Annotated in this window: 16 protein-coding genes and 2 pseudogenes; 16 read left to right on the top strand and 2 right to left on the bottom strand. The window is 58.5% G+C overall.

The window, feature by feature from the left end:
* The first annotated feature begins 170 nt into the window (after nucleotides 1-170).
* From HGP13_RS37645 to HGP13_RS33395, 4 genes and pseudogenes are all read left to right on the top strand, one after another.
* Nucleotides 171-1,211, top strand: coding sequence for a type III secretion protein (locus tag HGP13_RS37645; RefSeq protein ID WP_246707213.1), 1,041 nt, complete (start codon nucleotides 171-173; stop codon nucleotides 1,209-1,211).
* A gap of 55 nt (nucleotides 1,212-1,266) precedes the next feature.
* A pseudogene (locus HGP13_RS33405) lies at nucleotides 1,267-1,485 on the top strand (type IV secretory system conjugative DNA transfer family protein); the annotation flags it as partial.
* 163 nt (nucleotides 1,486-1,648) lie between these two features.
* Entirely contained in the window at nucleotides 1,649-6,841 is a 5,193-nt protein-coding gene (locus tag HGP13_RS33400; RefSeq protein WP_246707212.1) for a Ulp1 family isopeptidase, read from the top strand.
* Between the two features lie 121 nt (nucleotides 6,842-6,962).
* Nucleotides 6,963-7,425, top strand: a pseudogene (locus HGP13_RS33395) (transposase); the annotation flags it as partial.
* Nucleotides 7,426-7,505: 80 nt separating this feature from the next.
* Here the strand turns inward: HGP13_RS33395 and HGP13_RS33390 are convergent.
* The gene (locus HGP13_RS33390) at nucleotides 7,506-8,231 is read right to left on the bottom strand and encodes a response regulator (protein ID WP_027033428.1); all 726 of its coding nucleotides are present in this window, start codon (nucleotides 8,229-8,231) and stop codon (nucleotides 7,506-7,508) included.
* Between the two features lie 984 nt (nucleotides 8,232-9,215).
* Here HGP13_RS33390 and HGP13_RS33385 point away from each other — a divergent pair.
* The 12 genes from HGP13_RS33385 to virB11 all read left to right on the top strand — a co-directional run bounded on the left by HGP13_RS33385 (nucleotide 9,216) and on the right by virB11 (nucleotide 18,962).
* Nucleotides 9,216-9,431 carry a hypothetical protein gene (locus HGP13_RS33385; RefSeq protein WP_133117143.1) on the top strand — a complete coding sequence of 72 codons (216 nt, stop codon included), beginning with the start codon at nucleotides 9,216-9,218 and terminating at the stop codon, nucleotides 9,429-9,431.
* A 107-nt stretch (nucleotides 9,432-9,538) separates the two neighbouring features.
* Entirely contained in the window at nucleotides 9,539-10,321 is a 783-nt protein-coding gene (locus HGP13_RS33380; RefSeq protein ID WP_027056324.1) for a type IV secretion system lytic transglycosylase VirB1, read from the top strand.
* 74 nt (nucleotides 10,322-10,395) lie between these two features.
* Entirely contained in the window at nucleotides 10,396-10,701 is a 306-nt protein-coding gene (gene virB2, locus HGP13_RS33375; RefSeq protein ID WP_245436993.1) for a pilin major subunit VirB2, read from the top strand.
* Nucleotides 10,701-11,027: a type IV secretion system protein VirB3 gene (locus HGP13_RS33370; RefSeq protein WP_019856520.1), complete on the top strand. Its 327-nt coding sequence runs from the start codon at nucleotides 10,701-10,703 to the stop codon at nucleotides 11,025-11,027. The genes virB2 and HGP13_RS33370 overlap by 1 nt, the downstream gene beginning before the upstream one ends.
* Nucleotides 11,027-13,396 carry a VirB4 family type IV secretion/conjugal transfer ATPase gene (locus tag HGP13_RS33365; RefSeq protein ID WP_027056322.1) on the top strand — a complete coding sequence of 790 codons (2,370 nt, stop codon included), beginning with the start codon at nucleotides 11,027-11,029 and terminating at the stop codon, nucleotides 13,394-13,396. The genes HGP13_RS33370 and HGP13_RS33365 overlap by 1 nt, the downstream gene beginning before the upstream one ends.
* A gap of 13 nt (nucleotides 13,397-13,409) precedes the next feature.
* Complete coding sequence (locus tag HGP13_RS33360) at nucleotides 13,410-14,084, top strand: type IV secretion system protein VirB5 (protein WP_027056321.1); 675 nt, start codon at nucleotides 13,410-13,412, stop codon at nucleotides 14,082-14,084.
* A 57-nt stretch (nucleotides 14,085-14,141) separates the two neighbouring features.
* Nucleotides 14,142-15,029 carry a type IV secretion system protein gene (locus tag HGP13_RS33355; protein WP_027056320.1) on the top strand — a complete coding sequence of 296 codons (888 nt, stop codon included), beginning with the start codon at nucleotides 14,142-14,144 and terminating at the stop codon, nucleotides 15,027-15,029.
* 26 nt (nucleotides 15,030-15,055) lie between these two features.
* A complete protein-coding gene (locus HGP13_RS33350; RefSeq protein ID WP_080680416.1) occupies nucleotides 15,056-15,214 on the top strand; it encodes a type IV secretion system lipoprotein VirB7 in 159 nt (52 codons plus the stop codon).
* Complete coding sequence (locus tag HGP13_RS33345; protein ID WP_027033433.1) at nucleotides 15,211-15,924, top strand: type IV secretion system protein VirB8; 714 nt, start codon at nucleotides 15,211-15,213, stop codon at nucleotides 15,922-15,924. Before HGP13_RS33350 ends, HGP13_RS33345 begins: the two co-directional genes overlap by 4 nt.
* Complete coding sequence (locus HGP13_RS33340; RefSeq protein ID WP_027056319.1) at nucleotides 15,921-16,802, top strand: TrbG/VirB9 family P-type conjugative transfer protein; 882 nt, start codon at nucleotides 15,921-15,923, stop codon at nucleotides 16,800-16,802. Before HGP13_RS33345 ends, HGP13_RS33340 begins: the two co-directional genes overlap by 4 nt.
* Complete coding sequence (gene virB10, locus HGP13_RS33335; protein WP_027056318.1) at nucleotides 16,799-17,938, top strand: type IV secretion system protein VirB10; 1,140 nt, start codon at nucleotides 16,799-16,801, stop codon at nucleotides 17,936-17,938. Before HGP13_RS33340 ends, virB10 begins: the two co-directional genes overlap by 4 nt.
* Nucleotides 17,922-18,962: a P-type DNA transfer ATPase VirB11 gene (gene virB11, locus HGP13_RS33330; protein ID WP_027056317.1), complete on the top strand. Its 1,041-nt coding sequence runs from the start codon at nucleotides 17,922-17,924 to the stop codon at nucleotides 18,960-18,962. Before virB10 ends, virB11 begins: the two co-directional genes overlap by 17 nt.
* A 117-nt stretch (nucleotides 18,963-19,079) precedes the next feature.
* Here virB11 and HGP13_RS33325 read toward each other — a convergent pair whose 3' ends face one another.
* Nucleotides 19,080-21,599 carry an ATP-binding protein gene (locus HGP13_RS33325; protein ID WP_172234057.1) on the bottom strand — a complete coding sequence of 840 codons (2,520 nt, stop codon included), beginning with the start codon at nucleotides 21,597-21,599 and terminating at the stop codon, nucleotides 19,080-19,082.
* Between the last annotated feature and the right edge of the window lie 10 nt (nucleotides 21,600-21,609).

Here is a 21,609-nt window from a genome sequence, read left to right as displayed (position 1 = left end):
GACGGGGCGGAGATGCGCCTCTGGAGCCACATCAGATCCAGCAGGCCGCCTATCATATGGGAGCGTGTGTCGTCGGTGACGACGTCACCAGCCCGATAAGACTCGCGACAGCGGGGCAAACAGTTCACGACGTTCGCCTGCTGCTCAAGCATGGCCGGGGAAACGTTAAGGTGGACGACATTCCCTCTCACGGCCACAACAGCATCGGATCGTCGGTTGCAATGATGGGAGCAGACGACAACATTAAGGTTGCAGTGGCCGTAGTCATGGGAGCGGCGTGCTGCAATCAGACCGCTCCCCTTTCCGCTATCGTCCACGCCCCACACATGGCGGCCGACGAGCGGAGTACGACCTCTAGTGCTTCCGTGTCAATGAAAGAGATAACCGACGAAAGTGATGAGATCCCAGTCAAGACGGGTCACATTTGGAACGAACTGCGGCGCGGAAGCCGCGACCCGAGGTCGACCGTGGTTATGGATGCCTGGGCCAACGGTCCCGCTGTTCGGTTGAAAGACAGCGCATGGAGCGGAGTGCCGGTCAAGGAAGGTCATTGGTCGATGGACAAAAGCACCGCCGAATTCCTGAAAAACCGTGTTGAGGGGTTGATTCCGTTCGTGCATCCGGACACAAATGAACAGACTGCCAACGATTTGCGCCGGAAGCAAAACGCACCCGTATCGTGGAAAAAATATGCAGAAGTACAAGTGATCTCACTCGAGTTCGCTGATAGTGTACGCAACGCATTGTCCCGTATTCCTGAAGACCAACAAAAGGAAATCGCATCACTGATGATTCAGGGAGCCTACGGAATGGATCCTTCCTCGCGCACGCACCAAGACGCAGTGGAATCAGTTCTGGTGGCCGCCAACCAACTGGACTCGCTGCCCCGGCCTCCTGTCGAGCCGCCGGAATTGGCGGTGTATCACCAGTTCGACGCAAATCAACAGGCCCAAGCTCACGCAGTTCCCGGCATGCAAGATATCTTGCCGCACATGCCTCCGCCGCAGCATGCAGTAGAGGAACGGAATGCGAATTTGGACGACCACATAGCAGGTATTGCGGCTTCAGTCCGTGATACAGTAGGCCCGCAAACCTCCCGTCAACAGCTGCGGCGGGGTGGTGAAATCGGGCAGTCCCTAAGTCACCCCTATAATCACGCCCGCGAGGATCTAATGGCTGCCTCCAGAAGCAGAGATCGCCCCGGCCGTTGAGGTCTCGGCCATGGTAAGTGACGGTTTCTCCTCGAATCCCGTTCACGGCCTTGCCAGCCAGGCGCGAACGTTCGATTGGAACATTCAGAATTCGCATCAAGGTGCACCGCTGCTGCGTCCCGAACAGGTTCGGCTGCTCGATGAAGACTACGAGATTGTTCTCATCAAAGGCCTGCCACCATTGCAATTGAGGAAGGTGCGATATTTTTCGGACCGCATCCTTAAACGCATCTTCGAAAGCCAGACAGGCGCCCTCCCGGAGCCGGTACCCTAGACGATAGCGGACGAGGGGCTCTCGGCAGAATCTCAACTCGATGACCCGCTGCGTGAATTGGCGCAGGATTTTTGACGATACAGTTTGATGTGAGGCTAGTGTGGACCCGCGAAATAGTAATCCATCCCGTGTAACAGCTTTGCCGCAGGTGCAGGACGCCGGCTTGGAAGAGGATCAAGCGGTCCAGGCCAGGCAAGTGGGCGTTGAGCAGCACCTTGCCGAGGCCCGGAGGCTGTTCGATCAAGCTGACGAGTCGCCAACCAATCCAGAGGAGCTTCAGCGACTGGACCAGGGGCTCCGCGAAGTGCTTCAGCAATGGCAGGATGAGCAAGCCGCCTCGCCTTCTTTCAGCGCTGAGGTTCCCGAGGCGCTCCGGCCGCTGTTCGATGATCGAGCTCACCAGCCGCCAACCAATGCAGAGGAGCTTCTGCGACTGGAACAGGGGTTCCGCGAAGTGCTTCAGCAGCGGCAGGATGATCAAGCCGCCTCGTCTTCGCTCAGCAACCCAGGGATGCGTGCTGGACCGGAGGACCCCAATAGAAGCGTGTCGGAGGCTTTCGCAACATCTGGGCACGCCGGAGTTCAGGCCGCCGCCCCGCCAGTCTTGGCTGCCAGCCAACAGCAGATCCGGCCCTCGCCGGATGCGCTCGACCAGGGCAACCACCTGCCACCCCAGGGGGGCATCATCAACAATGAACATTCCACACCGCTGTTGCGGCCAGCGGAGAGGCAGAGGGCCGTGGATAGGCCGCAAGCCGTCGCCATTCAGCAGCAGCCGAGCGAAATCGGCAATTCAGGCGGCCGCATGCCGATGCAGCCCCCCATGCAGCAATTGGGTGAATTGCCATTGCAAGGGGTACCGGTTCAAGGGACAGGGTCCGAACACATCGGAAGGCTGCATGCGGGAGCCGCGCCCTCAGCAAGGTCCGAGGCGCCCCCGGCTGCGATCGAGGACTCCATAAACGTTTCGTTCGCCGTCCCCAAAGACTTCTCCCATGGGACTCAACGCGTCCCAGACGCAATGCTCTCTTTCTTGGACCGCCCTGGCCCCTTGCCGGATGCTAGCCAAGCGCGGCAAGCGGGCTTTGAGCAGCACGTGGCCGAGCCGCGCCGAGCCGACCCTTTTGCGAGTGGCGCCCGTGCTTCCCGCTATCACCATCTGTCCGACGAACACCGGGACCTTATTGATAGAGCGATCGCCCACTCCCAGGAAAAATATGGCGAGACCACGGCCCGAAAATACACGTTTGCACTTCGCCGGTTGGCGAATGATCTCAGCGCTCGTGGCCAAGCGACCGATCTAAGAAATCACAAATCCCTGGTCGATCACGTCGGTGCCTTCTTTCCGAAAGACGTTGATATGAAGAGCGCGTTGAAGGCCCTGCGTGCGTATCATGAGCCGGGCTATTCAGCGACTGCTGGCGGCCCTGCTGCCAGCTATCCCCATCTGTCCGCCGAACACCGGGATGTTATTGATAAGGCGATCGACCGCGCTGCGGCTCAGCAAAACCAGAGCGCGGACACGCTGCGAATATACTCGAATGCGCTTCGCCGATTGGCGAATGATCTCGGCGCTCGTGGCCAAGCGACTGATCTAAAAAATCACCAATCCCTGGTCGATCACCTCGATACTTTCTTTCCGAATGACCAGAGCATTAAAACGGCGTTGAACGTCCTACGTGCGTATCATGATCCGGGCTATGCAGCGACTGGCTGGTGGCCAGCGGCGGTGCCTTCAAAGCCAGATGCGCGTATCTTGGAAAAATTAAGCAGTGACAGCGAGTTGGCCTTAAGCACCCGTGTCGTCTATGGTCGTCTTCTTCGCAGATTTTCTGAGCAGCTTGAGAGTCGGGGCCAGACGATCTCTGGGCTGGATCACAATTCGCGGACCGAACTCGCCGAGGCGTTGTTTCCAGGCAACAAGAAACTCCGCTTGGCGCTGCAGCGGGTTCACAATGCGGAGATTCCCGAGGCCTTGCGGCCGCTGTTCGATAATCGAGCTCACAAGCCGCCAACCAATCCAGAGGAGCTTCTGCGACTGGAACAGGAGTTCCGCGAAGTGCTTCAGCAGCGGCAGGATGATCAAGCCGCCTCGTCTTCGCTCAGCAACCCAGGGATGCGTGCTGGACCGGAGGACCCCAATAGAAGCGTGTCGGACGCTTTCGCAACATCTGGGCACGCCGGAGTTCAGGCCGCCGCTCCGCCAGTCTTGGCTGCCAGCCAACAGCAGATCCGGCCCTCGCCGGATGCGCTTGACCAGGGCAACCACCTGCCACCCCAGGGGGGCATCATCAACAACGAACATTCCACAGCGCTGTTCCGGCCAGCGAAGAGGCAGAGGGCCCTGAATACGCCGCAAGCCGCCGCCATTCAGCAGCAGCCGCGCGAAATCGGCAATTCAGGCGGCCGCGTGCCGATGCAGCCCCCCATGCGGCAATTGGGTGAATTGCCATTGCAAGGGGTACCGGTTCAAGGGACAGGGTCCGAACACATCGGAAGGCTGCATGCGGAGGCCGCGCCCTCCGCAAGGGCTGAGGCACCCCCCGCTGCCATCGAGAACTCCATAAACGTCTCATTCGCCGTCCCCCAAGGCTTCTCCCATGGGACCCAACGCGTCCCAGACGCGATGCTCTCTTCCTTGAACCGCCCTGGCCCCTTGCCGGATGCTGGCCAAGCGCGGCAAGCGGGTTTTGAGCAGCACGTGGCCGAGCCGCGCCGAGCCGAACCTGTCGCGAGTGGCGCCCGTGCCACCGGCTATCCCCATTTGTCCGACGAACACCGGGACCTTATCGATAAGGCGATCGCCCACGCTGCGGCTCAGCAAAAATATAGCGAGAGCACGGTCCTAAAATACAGGTATGCACTTCGCCGGTTGGCAAATGATCTCGGCGCTCGTGGCCAAGCGACCGATCTAAAAAATCACCAATCCCTGGTCGATCACCTCGATGCTTTCTTTCCGAAAAGCGATGATATGAAGAGCGCGTTGCACGTCCTGCGTGCGTATCATGAGCCGGGCTATTCAGCGTCTGTTGGTGCCCCGGCTAACCGCTATCCCCACTTGTCCGACGAACACCGGGACGTGATTGATAAGGCGATCGCCCATGCTGAGGCTCAGCAACACCATAGCGCGCCGACGCTCCGAATATACTCGTATGCGCTTCGCCGATTGGCGAATGATCTCGGCGCTCGTGGCCAAGCGACTGATCTAAAAAATCACCAATCCCTGGTCGATCACCTCGATACCTTCTTTCCAAAAAACACTGACATAAAGGATATAAGGCCGGCGTTGAACGTCCTGCGTGCGTATCATGAGCCGGGCTATTCAGCGACTGGCCGGTGGCCAGTGGCGGTGCCTTCAAAGGCAGATGCGCATGTCTTAGAACAAGTGACCAGTGACAGCAGCTTGGCCCCAAGCACCCGTGTTGCCTATGGTCGTAGTCTTCGCAGATTTTCTGAGGCGCTTGAGAGGCGGGGCCAGACGATCTCTGGGCTGGATCATGATTCACGGATCAAATTCGCCGAGGCGTTGTTTCCAGGCAACGATTTTCTCCGCTTGGCGCTTGAACGGGTTCGCGATGCGAAGCCTGCGTCAGACAGGATCGTGGCGGACGCTTTGGCAGCGGCCGGCTCTGGGCACGCCGGAGTTGAGGCCGCCGCCCCGCCAGTCTTGGCTGCCAGCCAACAGCAGATCCGGCCCTGGCCGGATGCGCTTGACCAGGGCAACCTCCTGCCACCCGAGCGGTTCATCATCAACAATGAACATTCGACGGCGCCGTTGCGGCCGGCGGAGAGGCAGGGGACTGATAATCCGCAAAGCATCGCCATTCAGCAGCCGCCGAGCGAAGGCGGCCGCGTGCCGATGCAGCCCCCCATGCGGCAGTTGGGTGAATTGCCATTGCAAGGGGTACCGGTTCAAGGGACAGGGTCCGAACACATTGGAAGCCTGCATGCGGGAGCCGCGCCCTCAGCAAGGTCCGAGGCGCCCCCGGCTGCGATCGAGGACTCCATAAACGTTTCGTTCGCCGTCCCCAAAGACTTCTCCCATGGGACTCAACGCGTCCCAGACGCAATGCTCTCTTTCTTGGACCGCCATGGCCTCTTGCCAGATGCGGAAAAGCCGGAATGGCACTTCGATATTAATGGTCACGGCTACACCGCCCGGAGGCCGGAGGGGGGCAACGACGTTTGGCTCCTCCATCGCGGAGCGATAAGGGAAGCTGGAGCGGCAGCAGTACCGGCAAGGGCTCCGGGACCCGCCTTGCCAGCGACCGCCAGGCTCTCAGACACCCATCTCGGGGTTCCGTTGGTCGATCTGACCACCTCCTCCGATGCACACATCGAAGCCCTTCCGTCAGGCTCGTCCAATCTCCCCCGGGGGGCGGTGCTCGGGGCCACCCAACTGCTGGGCGACGAACATATCCAGAGGGATTACGAATTCCTCGAGCAGCAGCTGCAGCAGGCCGATCCAGCGCTCGCCGCCCGGACGCGGCTGGTCGATCCGTCGGTCTCCCATCTGCTGCGCCACATGGAGCAGCAAGACGCGCGAGGCACATTGCAGTCGATTTATAATCGAAACGCCGGCCCATCCGACTTCCTGTTCGTGCCAGTGAACGATGGGGTGGGTATTGACCGCGGCACCCATTGGTCGCTGCTCCTCGTAGATCGCCGCGATCCGGAAAGAGCGGTCGCCTATCACTACGACTCCATCCAGCAAAATGAACAGCGATACAACGACGCGCCTGCACGAAAGCTCGCTACAAGACTGGACGCGACCCTGGTAACACCCGACATGGCGCAGCAGAAAAACGCTGTTGACTGCGGCGTCTTCGTGGTGGACGGCACGCGCGAGCTGGTTCGTCGATTGGCGAACGAAGAGCGGCCAGACCAGCAGCTGCCGCTGCACCTCAACTACCTCGTCGCCGATCGGCAGGCGCTGCAAAACCGACTGAGAGAGGGCCGCTTGCCGCACGAGCTTGCCGCAAGCCCCGCCGAAGCTTTGGCAGCAGCCGGGTCGCAGGTGCAACACGCCGCGTTGCAAGAGCAGCAAGCCAGACAGGTCGCGCCAGCGCCGTTGGAACGGCACTTGGGCCAGACGCGCGAGGCCGAGGACAAGCTGACGAGTACATTGCACAGGAGCAACCGCGTGAACAGCGGGGGCGTCATCATCAACACTGAACGTTACACAGCGCCGTTGAGACCGGCGAAAAGGCAGAGGACTGACAATTCGCAAAGCCTCGCCATCGGGCGGCAGCCGAGCGACGCAAACACAACGTCCATCGGCCAAGCCTCCGATCAAGCCCGAGCGGACCTCATGGCTTCCTTCAGGAGCAGAGAGCGCTCCGACGCTGGGCGTTGAGCTCGACGGCTAAGCAGAACAGCTCTTTTGGCGACGGAGAGGCTGATGCGATCTCCGGACCGGTAGCTCTCGCCGCAATTGATCAGACTGGCACTGTTGGAAGGCGATGTAGGCCTGGAACTCGCCGATCGCCAGCGAGGCGCTGAGACGATCGCCCACCTCAATAAGATCGAGGACGATATCCGCGGCCGACCGGCCGATGAACGCCGTGCGACGCGTCGGGAAAATAGCCGCGCTATTGTCGCCATCTTGAACCTTGGCTGCGTGAAAGCTCGGCCTGATCGGTCAGAAGACCAAGGTCGCCAAGGCAATCCGCTACACGCTCTCACGCTGCGAAGGCCTCTCGCGCTTCGTTGACGACGGTCGCACCGAGATCGACAACAACACCGTCGAGCGCTCAATCCGTCCGCAAGAACGCGCTCTTCGCCGGCTCGAACGGCGGTGCCGAACACTGGGCGGTCATTGCGTCGTTGATCGAAAGCTGCAGGCTCGATGGTGTCGAGTCACTCGGTTATCTCGCCGACGTCCTCACCACCAGGATCGTCAACAGCCATCCCAGCCAGATCGACGAGATGCTGCCTTGGGTCAGACATCCAGGCGCCGAGCTAAGGGCCGCCAGAAAACACCGCCACGCTTCATCAGCCAATCTCCAGAATAGCTCCTGTCACGCGGCCAAGGTGCCTCCGTAGCTAACGTCTACGTCAGCGTTGAAGAAATACCCTGCACCACGGCATGTCTTGACTAGCCTTGGATTGGCCGCATCAGCCTCCAGCTTTCGGCGCAAGCGCAAGATTAGGACATCGATACTTCGATCGTAGACCTCTTCTCCACGCACACGGCTCGCGAGCAAAAGCCGTTCTCTGGATAGGACATTGCGGGGGTTCTCCAGGAACGCGATCAGCAGGTTGAACTCACATGCGGTAAGCTTGACTTCGCCACGCTCCGCACAGATCAGTCGCCGCTGCTTGACGCTGAGCTTCCAGGCTCCGAACCGAAATGAGCGATGATCTTTCGTTCGCGGACTGGAAATGCGCTGGCGTAGCCCTACTCGAATGCGGGCCAAGAACTCGCGCAGCCCGAAAGGCTTGGGAATGAAATCGGTTGCGCCGAGCTCCAGCGCAACGACTTTTTCCGCCTCATCAAGCCGGTCGCCGCTGATCACTATGATGGGTAAATCCGATTTCGTCGCGAGGTTGCGGACGATGGCAAGCCCATCCTCCCGGCCGAGGTTGAGGTCAACAACCACGAGATCGACTGGCTCATGCGATAGAACGTAGTTAAACTGCTTGCTATCGTTGACTGCGGTCACCTTCAAGGCATGCATCATGAGATACTGGGAGATGAGGCGTCGCATTGCGGCATCATCGTCAATGACAAGAACATGTTTCAACGGCTCACCTTCAATCTTGAATCCCCTTGTCTAAAGCTGTTGCCGAGCAACCCTTGGGGCACCGACGCAGGACAGCTGCCCCTTGCTACCACTCGCCGGTGCGTGCGGCCAATGTGAGGCCGTTGCTCGGCCTGGTCTTTTCATCCACAGCGAATTGACCGCATCCAGGCAGCCGGTGGCCACCACACAGCTGCAAGCGCCGGTATGACCCTGCCGAGTGGTCCTTCGCTTATTCGCGAGCTCCGCCGTTGGTGTAGGCCTGCCAACACCACTTGATTACGACGGCACGGACGCCCGGTCGCTTGCCATGTCCTTGCATCTTCTTCGCGTTTCTGGCGCTTGCGGACCTGGATCACCTCGAAATCCTCCCGCTCGTGCGTGCGGCTCCGACGCGGTGGAGCACCGCGGCGGTTGACTGATCGCAGAGGCGGTTGGCCGAAGAACGGCCGTGATTCGCTATAGTGGCCTTGTGCCACCGGTATGTCTCCTGCCCAAGGCAGGTCATTGGGAGGTGGCCGGCGGCGCCAATCCTGTTCCCGGCGATCGGCAGGTCCGGTTACGGTTACGGTTACCTTGCGAGCTAACATTTCTCAGTTGATGCAATACCTTCCTTTTGAGCCTGTCACTGTACTTGTCGAGAGCGCTGTCGGACTGCGTCAATCCGCCTGCGGTTTCTGCCGATGGGACTGTGCGTGACCCACCAGTTCGCGGCGCGGCCGAACAGCTGAACCAGGTCTCGCACCAGGCCGGCTGCGCCGCCACGTCTTCCCAGTTGACCCTCGTCCCCGCGTATTTTGCGCCTCCGACGAGCTTCGCGGACGAACTCGCGGTTTCAACCAATGCCTGAGTATGCAGGGCGCATGGCTGTCTCTTGCAACAACGGCAGCATGCCGCAACATTGGGCAGCTCGGCGCCCTAGTCGGTTCTCGCGTTCGATCGACCCAAGCTTCCGCAGCCTGAGATGAACCCGCCAAGCTCCCCATTTTGTCCTTCGGCCAGGCGCTGACACAAGATTCCATCACCGCCCATGCCAAGTCGCAGTTGACGCTGCAGGAGCAACGGACGGCCGGGGCGGGCAATCCCGCGCAGGAATGGTCCACCACGATGGTCGAGATGTGCCGGCTGATCGCGCCCGCGCAACCCGCGCATGCGCAAGGTGCCCATGCACCCGGACATGAACAAGCTCTTTGCTTCAGTTGAAACCGAAAAGCTGAACTTGAACATCACTCAGTAACAAACCTGCCCGATAAGCGCGTGCCGGACAGGGCCAGAACCGGTCCGGACGCTTGGAAAGGTAGGGGATAGGAATGTTTATTGCAGCTTGGCCGCTGGCCATCGCCCTGTTGACATCCATGTCATTCCCCGCCGAGCCCGCGCCACTTTCGCCCCGTGAATTCCACCGCCTGTCGCGCAAATGCGCTCCCTGGGTTGCGCCGTCCACGCTCGCCGCGATTGCCAAAATTGAAAGTGGCTTTGAAACGCTGGTGGCTCATGACAACACCACAGGTGAGCAGCTTCGCTGGATAGACCGCCTGGAAGCGACGCGGGGCATCAAGAACCGCCTCGAAGCACAACATTCTGTCGATGTCGGATTGATGCAGATAAACAGCAAGAACTTTTCCTTCCTCAATCTCACGCCGGAAAAGGCTTTCGAGCCCTGCGCCTCGCTATCGGCCGCCGCCCACTTGCTTGAAAGCCGGTATGCCGGCGGCACGACTGCTCCGGCGCAGCAACTGGCGCTTCGCCGTGCCATCTCGGCCTACAACACGGGCGACGTCACGCGTGGCTTCACCAACGGTTATGTACGCAAGGTCGAGTCAGCCGCAAAGGACATCTCGAGTCACCCCGAGCCAACCCTGGAGCCGACCGCTCAAGATGCGCCACACCTTGAGGCACCCGGTCGGAAAGCCGTGCCGCCTCTGCTCCAACAGAGCCAACAGGCCAATGGAAAGCAGCCCAAACGAAATTCTTGGGACATCTGGGGCTCGTATGAGTCAAACCGCTCCGGGGCCGATCCCTCCGGTCCGACAGGCAGCCAGGCTGCGGAAGAGCGGGAATCCTCGAACCCGAACAAACTCGTATTCGATTGAACCATGGAGATACAATGATGACGCCACTCAAAATACTTCGTGCGCTTAAAACGCGTGTTCCTTCGCCTTTTTCCATGCTGCGCACGGCGGCTGAATATGTACCGGCCGCTGCTGCAGGCGCCGCGTGGACGGTCTTCTCCATCGGGCCAGCCTCGGCTCAGGTGACCGGAGGGACGGATCCCGCCAAGATGGTCCAGAATATCTGCACCTTCATACTTGGCCCCTTCGGACAATCACTGGCCGTGCTCGGACTCGTGGCCATCGGCATCTCTTGGATGTTCGGTCGTGCTTCACTTGGCTTGGTTGCGGGTGTCGTTGGAGGGATCGTCATCATGTTCGGCGCCAGCTTCCTGGGCAAGGCGCTCATAGGCGGTGGCTGATGAGCGACCGGTTGGAAGTGAGCACCCTCTATGTGGCGGCGACACGCCCCGCACTGTTTCTGGGGGTGCCGCTGACGCTGGCCGGATTGCTGATGATGTTGGCTGGTCTCGTCATCATTGTCCTTCAAAACCCACTTTATGAAATCGTGCTCGTGCCACTCTGGTTCGGGGCACGGCTGGTGGTTGAGCGTGACTATAACGCCGCAAGCGTCGCGCTCCTCTATTTGCAGACTGCCGGCAGAAGCGTGGACGGGCCGGTCTGGGGTGGCGCGAGCGTCAGCGCCAATCCGATCAGAGTGCCGAAACGCGGAAGAGGAATGGTGTAATGTTTGGCGCCAGTGGCCGGACCGAGAGATCTGGCGAGATCTATCTTCCGTATGTCGGTCATCTCAGCGATCAGGTTGTCCTGCTGGAAGACGGATCGATCATGGCCATGGCACACGTGAACGGCCTGCCCTTTGATTTGGAAGACGCAGAGATGCGCAATTCGCGCTGCCGCGCGTTCAACACTCTCTTGCGCAACATCGCGGATGACAATGTCACGCTATACGCTCATCTTGTGCGCAATAACGATGTGCCGGAGCCGGCATCGCGCCAGTTTCAAAGTGCATTTGCTGGCAGTCTGAGCGAGGCCTATGAGCGCCATGTGCTGTCGGGCAAGCTCTTTCGCAACGATCACTTCCTCACTATCGTCGTGTCCCCCCGCACCGCAATCGGCAAGATAGGCTGGCGCATTGCCAAATCCCCCAGACGGAATGACAACGATCTGGCCACACAAATGCGAAGCCTGGAGGACCTCTGGCAGATCATTGCTGGCTCACTCGGCGGTTACGGTCTGCGCCGGTTGGGTATTCGCGAGAAAGGCAACGTGCTCTTCACGGAAATTGGTGAGGCGCTTCGGTTGATAATGACTTGCCGGTTTCTTCCGGTTCCGATGGTTACCGGCTCGCTTGGCGCCTCGATCTACACTGATCGGGTCATCTGCGGGAAGCGGGCGCTTGAGATTCGAAGACCCGGGGATAGCTCCGTGGGATCATTGTTTTCGTTCCGTGAATATCCGGCGACGACGCGGCCAGGCATGCTAAATCCCTTACTGTCCGCCAACTTCCCGCTTGTCCTGAGCCAGAGCTTTTCCTTCCTCACTCGGCCACAAGCTCATGCGAAGCTTAGCCTTAAATCCAGCCAGATGACGAGCGCCGGCGACAAGGCTCTCACCCAGATCAATGAACTTGCCGAGGCAGAGGACGCACTGGCAAGCAACGAGTTCGTCATGGGTTCGCATCATCTGAGCCTGTGCGTCTATGGCGACAGCCTCAATAGCCTTGCAGATCGCGCAGCAAATGCGCGCGCAAGGCTGGCCGACACAGGCGCCGTTATCGTCCAAGAGGGTATCGGCATGGAGGCCGCGTACTGGTCCCAACTCCCGGGGAACAACAGGTGGCGCACGCGCCCCGGGGCGATCACCTCGTACAATTTTGCCGGGCTTGTCTCATTTGAGAACTTCCCCAGCGGTTCCAGCTCCGGCCACTGGGGCAAAGCTGTTGCGCGCTTTCGCACAAACGGTGGAACGTCTTTCGACTACATCCCCCATGAGAATGACGTCGGCATGACGGCGATATTCGGACCCGTCGGCAAAGGCAAGACGACGCTGATGACCTTTATCCTCGCGATGCTTGAGCAAAGCGTGGTCGATCGCAATGGTGCCATCGTCTTTTTCGATAAAGACCGGGGTGGTGAACTGCTGGTGCGAGCCACGGGAGGGACATACCTTGCGTTGCGCAGAGGCGCTCCGAGCGGCTTGGCCCCTCTGCGCGGACTGGACAACACCTCCGCCTCGTTGGACTTTCTGCGCGAATGGCTGATGGCCCTCATCGAGAGTGACGGCCGTGGTCCGATCTCGCCGGAGGAAAGCCGTCGACTGGAACGTGGCATTCTTCGTCAACTTTCGTTCGAACCCGCCATGCGCTCACTTGCGGGCCTGCGCGAATTCCTGCTGCACAGCCCCTCGGAGGGCGCGGGAGCACGGCTGCAGCGGTGGTGTAGAGGGAATGCGCTTGGATGGGCCTTTGACGGCGATGAGGACGAAGTCAGGCTGGATGCCTCCATTACCGGCTTCGACATGACGCAGCTCCTGGAATTTGAGGAGGTTTGTGCGCCGGCCGCCGCATATCTTCTTCACCGCGTGGGCGCTGTTGTCGATGGCCGTCGGTTCGTCATGAGCTGCGACGAATTTCGCTTCTATCTGCTCAACCCGCAGTTCTCGGCTGTTATCGACAAGTTCCTGCTCACCGTCCGCAAGAACAACGGCATGTTGATACTCGCAACGCAGCAGCCTGAACACGTGCTTGAATCGCCCCTCGGAGCCAGTCTCGTTGCACAATGCATGACCAAGATCTTCTACCCATCACCGACGGCCGACCGGGCCGCGTATGTCGATGGCTTGAAGTGCACCACGCAGGAGTTCGAGGCAATCCGCCAGGGAATGGCAATTGGCAGCCGCAAGTTTTTGCTCAAGCGCGAGAGCGGGAGTGTTGTTTGCGAATTCGATCTTGGCCAGATGCGCGAGTATGTAGCCGTACTCTCGGGGCGGGCCAACACCGTGCGCTTTGTCGACCAGCTTCGTGACCAGCACGGAGATGCCCCAAGTGCGTGGCTCAACAAGTTCATGACTCGTTACCACGAAATTCAAGACTGACGGAGGAATATTCATGAGATTTCCCACGCTTGCAGCAACGACGCTTGCCGCTTCCTTTCTACTTAGCGGACAGGCCCGGTCGCAATTTGTCGTCATCGACCCGGCGGTAGTAACACAAGCGGGCTTAACAGCGGTTTCCACCGCGCAGATCCTGATAAAGTCAGCCCAGACGCTCGCTTCCACGATGGAAATGGTGGAGATACTAAGTTCGTCATTCGGTGTCACGGGGCTGCTAAGTTCACTGAACCAAGGAAATCACTACCCGTCGGGCAATCAGCTTGAGAGGCAGATGTTTGAGGGTCAGGCGCCAACTTCGATTAAAGCGCGTGCAATTGCGGACAACCCAAACCGGAAAGTCGACGGCACGGATTCGGAAGCGAAACTGTTACAGGGACAAATCGCTGGTGCCATCAATGCCGCAGCTCTTGCAGCCGACACTCTGGGCGTAATGGACAAGCGCCTTAAGGCCAATGACAACACGCTTGGTCAGCTTTCCCGCTCGGGAAATATTGTGCAGGCCACCGTCACCAACGGTCTGGTCCTCAAGCAGATTCATGATGCGATTATCCAAAATGTCCAGGCCACGAGTCTGCTGACGATGGCCACTGCACAAGCGAGCCTTCACGCCGCAGAGGAGGCCGCGATGCAGCGTCGCGAACGCCAGGACACCGCCAGAATGTTTGAGTAGCGACGCTTAGTTCATCCGGCTCATCTGCGCTGATCAGGGGCAAATAAGGTTCACGCAATGGTTTTCAGAATTCCTGCGCCATTCACGGCCATACACGCGATCTTTCATGGGGCCTTTACGGTGGGGCTGCACAAAGTGATTGGAAACGTCCAAGAGGCGGTCAGTGCGCCTCTGGTTGCGTGCGTCACGCTCTGGATCATAATCCAAGGCTTTCTGGTCATGCGCGGTCAAGTCGACGCGCGCGGAGGTATCTCGCGCGTAGTCACGGTATCGATTGTCGTCGCCCTCATCTTAGGGCAGGCCAACTATCAGCTGTACATTGAATCGGTCTTCGACGACACGATTCCAAAGCTTGCCCACCAGATCAGCGGAAGCACCTTGCCCTTCATCGGTATCCCCCAGAAGCTCGACGTAATGTTCGCTGCAAGTCAGAGTGCCTTTCAGCGGATTGCTTCCGAAATTGGGCCAATGAATCAGCAGGACATACTTGCCTTCCAGGGAGCGCAATGGATTTTGTACGGCTCGCTCTGGACAGCGTTCGAGATCTATGATGCCGTTGGAATTCTGACGAAGGTGCTCCTGGCGATCGGCCCCCTCGTTCTTGTAGGCTATCTTTTTGATCACACTCGAGACATGGCTACCAGATGGATCGGCCAACTGCTCTCATACGGGCTGCTGCTTGTCCTCCTCAACATCGTTGCAACGATAGTTATCGCGGCCGAATCAGTCGCGCTGGGAGTCATGCTTGCGGTGATCAAATACAAGGGTACGACAGCAGCCAAGATCATCGGGCTTTACGAGCTCGATATGCTTTTCCTAGCTGGTGACGCTTTGATCGTCGCGCTTCCGACGATCGCCAGCAGCATAGCCGGCGGTTCTTGGGCAGGTGCGAACCAATCTCTTAGCAGCCTCAATCGCCGCATTGCCAAAACGGCAGGTGGTTAATCAATCGACAAGCGCGGTACCTCAACATGAAATACTATCTACTTTTGTCAATACTGGCTTTGGCGGCCTGCAAGACAACCGATAAGCTTGCGACCTGCACGGGTTCGCCATTCCAACTGAACGTGGGACAATGGGAAACCTCCCCTGAAGATCTTCAAGTCGAATGTGCGAAAGAGCCCAAGTGAAATTTCCTGAACATGCCCTTCTGGTGGAGAGAGAAACGCTAGCCGCCCACTATAAGAAGGTGGAAGCGTTTCAAACTTCACGAGCGAAGTCTGCGCGGCGCCTGTCAAAGGCCCTCATAGCCTTTGCGGCAGCGGCGGTCCTAGGAAATGTTGCGCAGGCATTTACCATCGCTGCCATGGTCCCGTTGGCCAAGCTCGTACCTGTGTTCCTCTGGGTACGCCCGGATGGAACAGTTGACAGCGAAGTGTCAGTCTCTCGACTGCCGGCAACCCAAGAGCGAGCCGTCATAAATGCTTCGCTGTGGGAATATGTACGCCTGCGCGAGAGCTACACAGCCGATTCCGCCCAATACGGCTATGACCTCGTATCCAGTTTCAGCGCACCGGCTGTGCGGCAGCAATATCAAGATTTCTTCAATTATCCGAATCCCACCTCGCCGCAAGTCACAGTCGGCAAGCTCGGCAAGCTCGAAGTCGGGCATATTTCCTCAAACGACATCAGTCCGGACGTTCAACAGATCCGATACAAACGCACCCTTTCCATCGATGGGCAGATGCCGTTGGTGACCACCTGGACAGCAACCATCCGCTACGAGCGCCTGACAGATCTGCCTGCCCAATCAAGGCTCACCAATCCGGGAGGTCTACTCGTCACTTCCTATCAAACCTCGGAAGATAGCGTGTCGAACCTGGGTGACGTGCAGCCATGACAAAAAGAGCGTTTCTCGCACTGGCCTGTTCACTACTCTTAACGCTGGAGGCTTCCGCGGAAGACACCCCGCTTGCCGGCAAGCATGATGCGCGGATGCGCTACTTGGCTTACCGTCCCGACGAAGTGGTGCGCCTGTCGACCGCGGTGGGGGCAACGCTGGTCGTCACATTCGCGGCCAACGAGACCGTCGCAGCCGTGGCCGTTTCCAATAGCAAAGACCTGGCTGCGCTCCCACGCGCCAACTACCTGTTCTTTAAGGCCAGCCGGATCCTGCCGCCGCAGCCGGTCGTCGTTCTGGCCGACAGTGAGTCCGGTACCCGCAGATATGTCTTCAGCATTTCAACGAGAGCGATGCCAAAATTAGATGAGCAGCAACCTGACTTATACTACAGTGTGCAGTTCACCTATCCCGGTGATGAGGCCGCTGCTTTGAGACAGGCAGCAGAAAAGCGCTCGATTCTTGGTCAGGCCCGGGCAAAGGTGCTGCAGGAACAGAGGGTTCAGGATTTGTTGAATCGGCCCGGTACAACTGCCAGTTCCGACGAAAGCAATTTTCACTACGTCGCAAAGGGCGATCGATCGCTGGCGCCGCTGCAGGTTTTCGACAATGGCTTTACCACCGTATTTGGCTTCGCAAGCAATTCCCGTATACCCTCCCTCTACATTATCAATCCCGACGGCAAGGAAGCCGCTGCCAACTTCACAGTCAAAGGCGACTATGTTGAAGTATCCGCAGTCGCCCGGGAATGGCGTCTGAGAGATGGCAATACGGTATTGTCGATTTTCAACAGGGCATATGATCCTGTTGGACAAGCGCCGGGGACCGGTACAGTGAGACCCGACGTGTGGCGCGTTTTGAAAGGCTCGGGCCGATGAATGAAACCGGCCCACAGTCGGGACACGATGTAAATGCATCCGGATCGTTGGTCTCGGAGCCGGCCCGCCGGCATGTTTCGGGATCACAGAAATTGGCCGTCGCCGGTCTTGTTCTCATCTCATCTCTGTCGCTCATCTGGCTCGGAAGTCGTCCCAGCACACAAGACGAACCATCTCAGCCAAACCCGCCAATTTCCCCGAACGCCGAGCCGTTCCGCCCCGTGCCTATTGAGCTTGCTCCCGAACCTCCAGCACCTGCAAAGGCGGCGCAGGCGGCAGATCCTGCGCCATCCACGCCGCAACCCGCGGCAGCTGAACCGCCGCCCGAGGAGTCACCAATTTTCGCCTACAGCAGCAGCAGTCAAAAGCCCGACGTGGCTCAGCGGAGCGAAGACGACCACAAGGATGCTCCCGCGACCGCGGATGAGATTTCGATCGGTGGCGACCTGTCGGGCCGATTGAAGCCAGACATACAGGAGCCGAGCCGGGCCACGCTTTTGCCGCACCCTGATCTCGTGATTACTCAGGGAACGATCATTCCTTGCCTTTTGCAAACGGCAGTCGACACAAATTTACCCGGTTATGTGAAGTGCGTCTTACCTAAAGACGTCCGCGGCGCCACCAACAATGTCGTGCTCTTGGATCGTGGGACGACCGTGATTGGCGAGATCCAGCATGGTCTCGAACAGGGGGATGCGCGTGTCTTCGTGCTGTGGACGCGCATCGAAACACCTGACCATGCCCTCGTTTCGATAGCATCGCCGGGCGCTGACGAGCTCGGCCGCTCCGGAGTGCCTGGCACGGTGGATAATCACTTCCGGGAACGCTTTGGCGGAGCAATGCTGATGAGCGTCCTTCAAGGCGCGTTCCAGGCGGCCGGTCAATACGCGGCGAGCTCTGGCGGAGGAAGCGGCATCAACAGCTTCCAGAGCAATGGCGGACAAGCCGTCGAGACGACACTGAGAGCGACGGTCAACATCCCGCCAACCCTGAAGAAAAACCAGGGAGATGCTGTATCCATCTTTGTGGCGCGCGACCTCGATTTCTCGGATGTATACGGTCTCACGGCAACCGTCGTGGCGCCAGCCCCCCAACATCGCCAACGCCGGAGAGACAACAATGCGATCGGAGGCTGACCCTCAATTGCGTTTGCTTCTCGACCCCGTTCTGAAATGGCTTGAGGAGCCGAGGACCGAAGAGGTCGCTATCAACCGGCCTGGGGAAGCGTTTGTGCGACAAGCCGGCGTCTTCACGAAACATCCGCTACCACTAGGTTATAACGATCTGGAGGACATCGCGATTCTCGCTGGAGCGCTGCGCAAGCAAGATGTCGGACCGCAAAGCCCCCTCTGTGCGACTGAGCTGCCGAACGGAGAGCGGCTGCAGATCTGTTTGCCGCCCGCTGTTCCCTCAGGAACAGTAAGCCTGACGATACGGCGTCCTTCAAGTCGTGTGACCGAACTGAAGGAAGTTTCTTCTCGCTACGAATACTCACGTTGGAATCAATGGCGGTCACGAAAACAGCGCCAAGAGCGGCAGGACCAAACTATTCTTCAGCAATACGACGATGGTGACTTGGAGAAGTTTTTGCAAGCGTGTGTTTCGGGACGGCTCACGATGCTGCTTTGCGGACCTACTGGAAGCGGCAAAACGACAATGAGCAAGACTTTGATCAACGCTATACCCCCGCAAGAGAGACTGATAAGTATCGAGGACACGCTGGAGCTTGTAATCCCGCACGAGAACCATGTCCGGTTACTCTATCCGAAGGACCGAGCCGGCGTAGGTGCGGTGACAGCCGAGCAACTGCTGCAAGCGAGCTTGCGCATGCGCCCTGACCGAATATTGCTCGGCGAGATGCGCGATGATGCTGCATGGGCCTACCTTAGCGAAGTCGTCTCCGGCCACGCGGGATCAATATCAACGATCCATGGGGCTGATCCGGTCCAGGGCTTCAAAAAGCTCTTTTCCCTCGTCAAGAGCAGCCCGCAAGGAGCCGCTGTGGAAGATCGAACGCTTCTTGACATGCTGTCGGCTGCCGTTGACGTCATTGTGCCGTTCCACACCCAAGGTGACCTGTACGAGGTGGGAGAGGTATGGCTCGCCGCCGATGCCCGGCGACGGGGAGAGACAGTAGCCGACCTCCTTAACAAGCACTAAGGCTAGAACAACGTCTCGGGATCGAAGTCCATTGTGATGCGACGCGTCGTTTTGTTCTGCTTCGATGTCTTTTGCCAGGCCTTCTCACACTTGCATAGAATGAGCGAGTCGGCGGCATCACGCCATCATCATTATACGAATCGCATGCTCTATTGTCCTGGACGAGACCGGTCTCGCTAGCCGAAGGACGAAGGCCTGATTGTCAGATGTGACCGGCATGGGGTCGATGTCACCGATGACTATGAAAGGCACCGCCATGATGGTGGGGCATACGGACTCGGCCCGTCCTCGCTCGAGGAAAGGCGTCTTCGCCAAAATCAGCAGGTCAGCTGCCTTCCCGCTCTCGATCCAGCCGCAAAGACTTTCGAAGGTCGCGAAGCCGATCGGCTCATAACCCAGCGCGGCGATATTGTCCTTGTGAATCTCCAACTCTGCTGGATCGGGCTCCACGACTGCAATGATTCCGCCGTTGGCCGGTGATCCGTTGTATGGGCCGAAAGTGACGTCAGCGCTGACTGGCTCCTCCTCGGAGGCTGGCAAGTAAATATCAAAGCGCGTACCTCGGCCAACAACCGAGCTGACGTCTAGGCATCCTGCGAGCACGCACACCTGCCTGTCCACTGCAGCAAGACCCAGCCCGGTCCCGCCGACGCGAGAGCGTGTGGTAAAAAAAGGCTCAAAGACATGCGGAAGTACCGAACCTGCGATTCCTGGGCCATCGTCGCTGATGGAGAGCAGAACGTAATCTCCAGGTCTCAAGGTGCCCTGAGCCAACCGCTTTGTTTCGCAGATGCGGGTCCGTGAAACGCCAACCTCGACACGGCCGTCGTTCAAGACAGCCTCCGATGCGTTCTTGCACAGATTCATAAGGATCTGCTGTATCTCGGTTGGGCTGCCCTCGACAACCGTTTGCCACTCGTTGATCTTGAAATGCAACTGAACATCTGCACGAACTGTAATGCGCAGCAGTGGCGCAAGGTCCATTACAATTTCGGAGATATTGAAAGGCACTGCCACGCGCTTGCGTTTTTGGCTGAGTGCCAAAATCTGGTCAACGATCAGCTTGGCTCGGTGTCCAGCTAAGAGGATTTGGTTGATGGAGTTTTGAATTCTCGAGGGCCGACGCACAAGACCTAGTGCGATCTCTGAAAATCCAATTATTGATCCTAAAATATTATTGAATTCATGTGTAGCGCCGCTTGCGATTGTGCCGACAGTCCTCAGCCTTTCCACATGCTCCCATCGATTCACCAGAAGGTCGCGTTCCGCATTTATACGCTGCATTTCAAGATGGTTGCTTAGACGCGCAATAGCACTGGCAAGAACCCGGAGGTCGTCGGCTGAAGGGAGTGAGCGATCTCCTTCAAAGACGAGGATGCAAACGGCAACCTGCTGACCGGAGGCGCTGCAACCAACAATTTGACAAACACCGGAAGAGCCTCTGGCGGTCCGAACCATTTCCGCCGCCGGGATGACGCGAAACAATGGCCGTCCGGCGCGGACAAGTGAAACGACTTCATCAATAAGCGCGACGTTCCAGACGCGCATGCACGTGTTCACCACAAAGTACTCGGTATGCCTGATGAGACTCGGATCCACCAGAGTAAGCGCGCATTGGTCCGCATCGAAAACGCGTTGAATGAGTCTAAGGGCTGCTTCGGTGGAACAGCGCGCCGAGGCATTCTTTGCTATACTATCGTTGAAGCGAGCTTCGATCGCGCTCAATTCCTCTTCAAGCTCCAACCTTTTTTCTAACCGGTTGGTCCGCAGATGCTGCCTGAACGCCCTAATGATCGCTGCCAAGCAAAGGCATATGGACACAGAGCCAAAGAAAAGCCACGTACGCTGCGCCTGCGCGCCGGCCAAACTGTAGCCTTTCAGATGCTCTCGCTCCAGTTCGGCAGCCTTGGAGAACGTGTCGAGGGATGCGATCTGATCGGCAGCTTGCTCCAACCTCCATAAAGAAGACAGGACAGGGCGGAACCTGGCCACGACATCCGCGACAGCTCGGGCCTGGCCCGGAGTAAATCTTTCGAGAAGCTCCATCTGTGAGGCGAGGGTAAGCCCCGGTTCGACTGAAAACACGATCAGTTCGGAGAGTTCAAGCTTGCCGCCCTCAAGGCGGTCAATTGAACGAGCAAGATCTGCGAGAGAGCTATGCATACGCTGATTATGCTTGACCAAGGCTGAGATGGCAGCCTGCGTGTTTTCGATCGAGTTTACGAGCTGCGCGAGCAATCTGGATTGCCCGGAGGCCTCATCGGGCGAAATCTCGAAATCGCGCTGCAAGTCTTCAAGATTCCTTTGCAATGCCTGTCCGGTAGAAGCAACCGAGTGGTCCACTTCCATGTCGGTCCGAGCACGGGCGACGTCGCGTTGGAGCAATGCATCGTTGATCTGAATCGTTCGCAGCTCGCTTATGACCGCGTCGTTGATCTTGGGGGCCTGCCTCTGCGTCCCGACCAAGAGCGCAATCGAGGCGGCTAAGGCGAGGACAAATGCTTTGTCGCCACTGAGCCATGTTTCCCAAGGGAACGGCGTTCGACCCGCAGCGCATGGGTTGCGAAAGTCTGACCTGAATTCTAGCTCCGCATCGGTTCGGTATGCGGCCGGATGCTGCTGGAACAGGAAAGCCATGTGTACCTCT

Source organism: Mesorhizobium sp. NZP2077, from assembly GCF_013170805.1.
GTDB lineage: Bacteria > Pseudomonadota > Alphaproteobacteria > Rhizobiales > Rhizobiaceae > Mesorhizobium.
The sequence above is the reverse complement of the archived record's forward strand: the minus strand, read 5'-3'. Positions and strand labels throughout refer to the sequence as shown.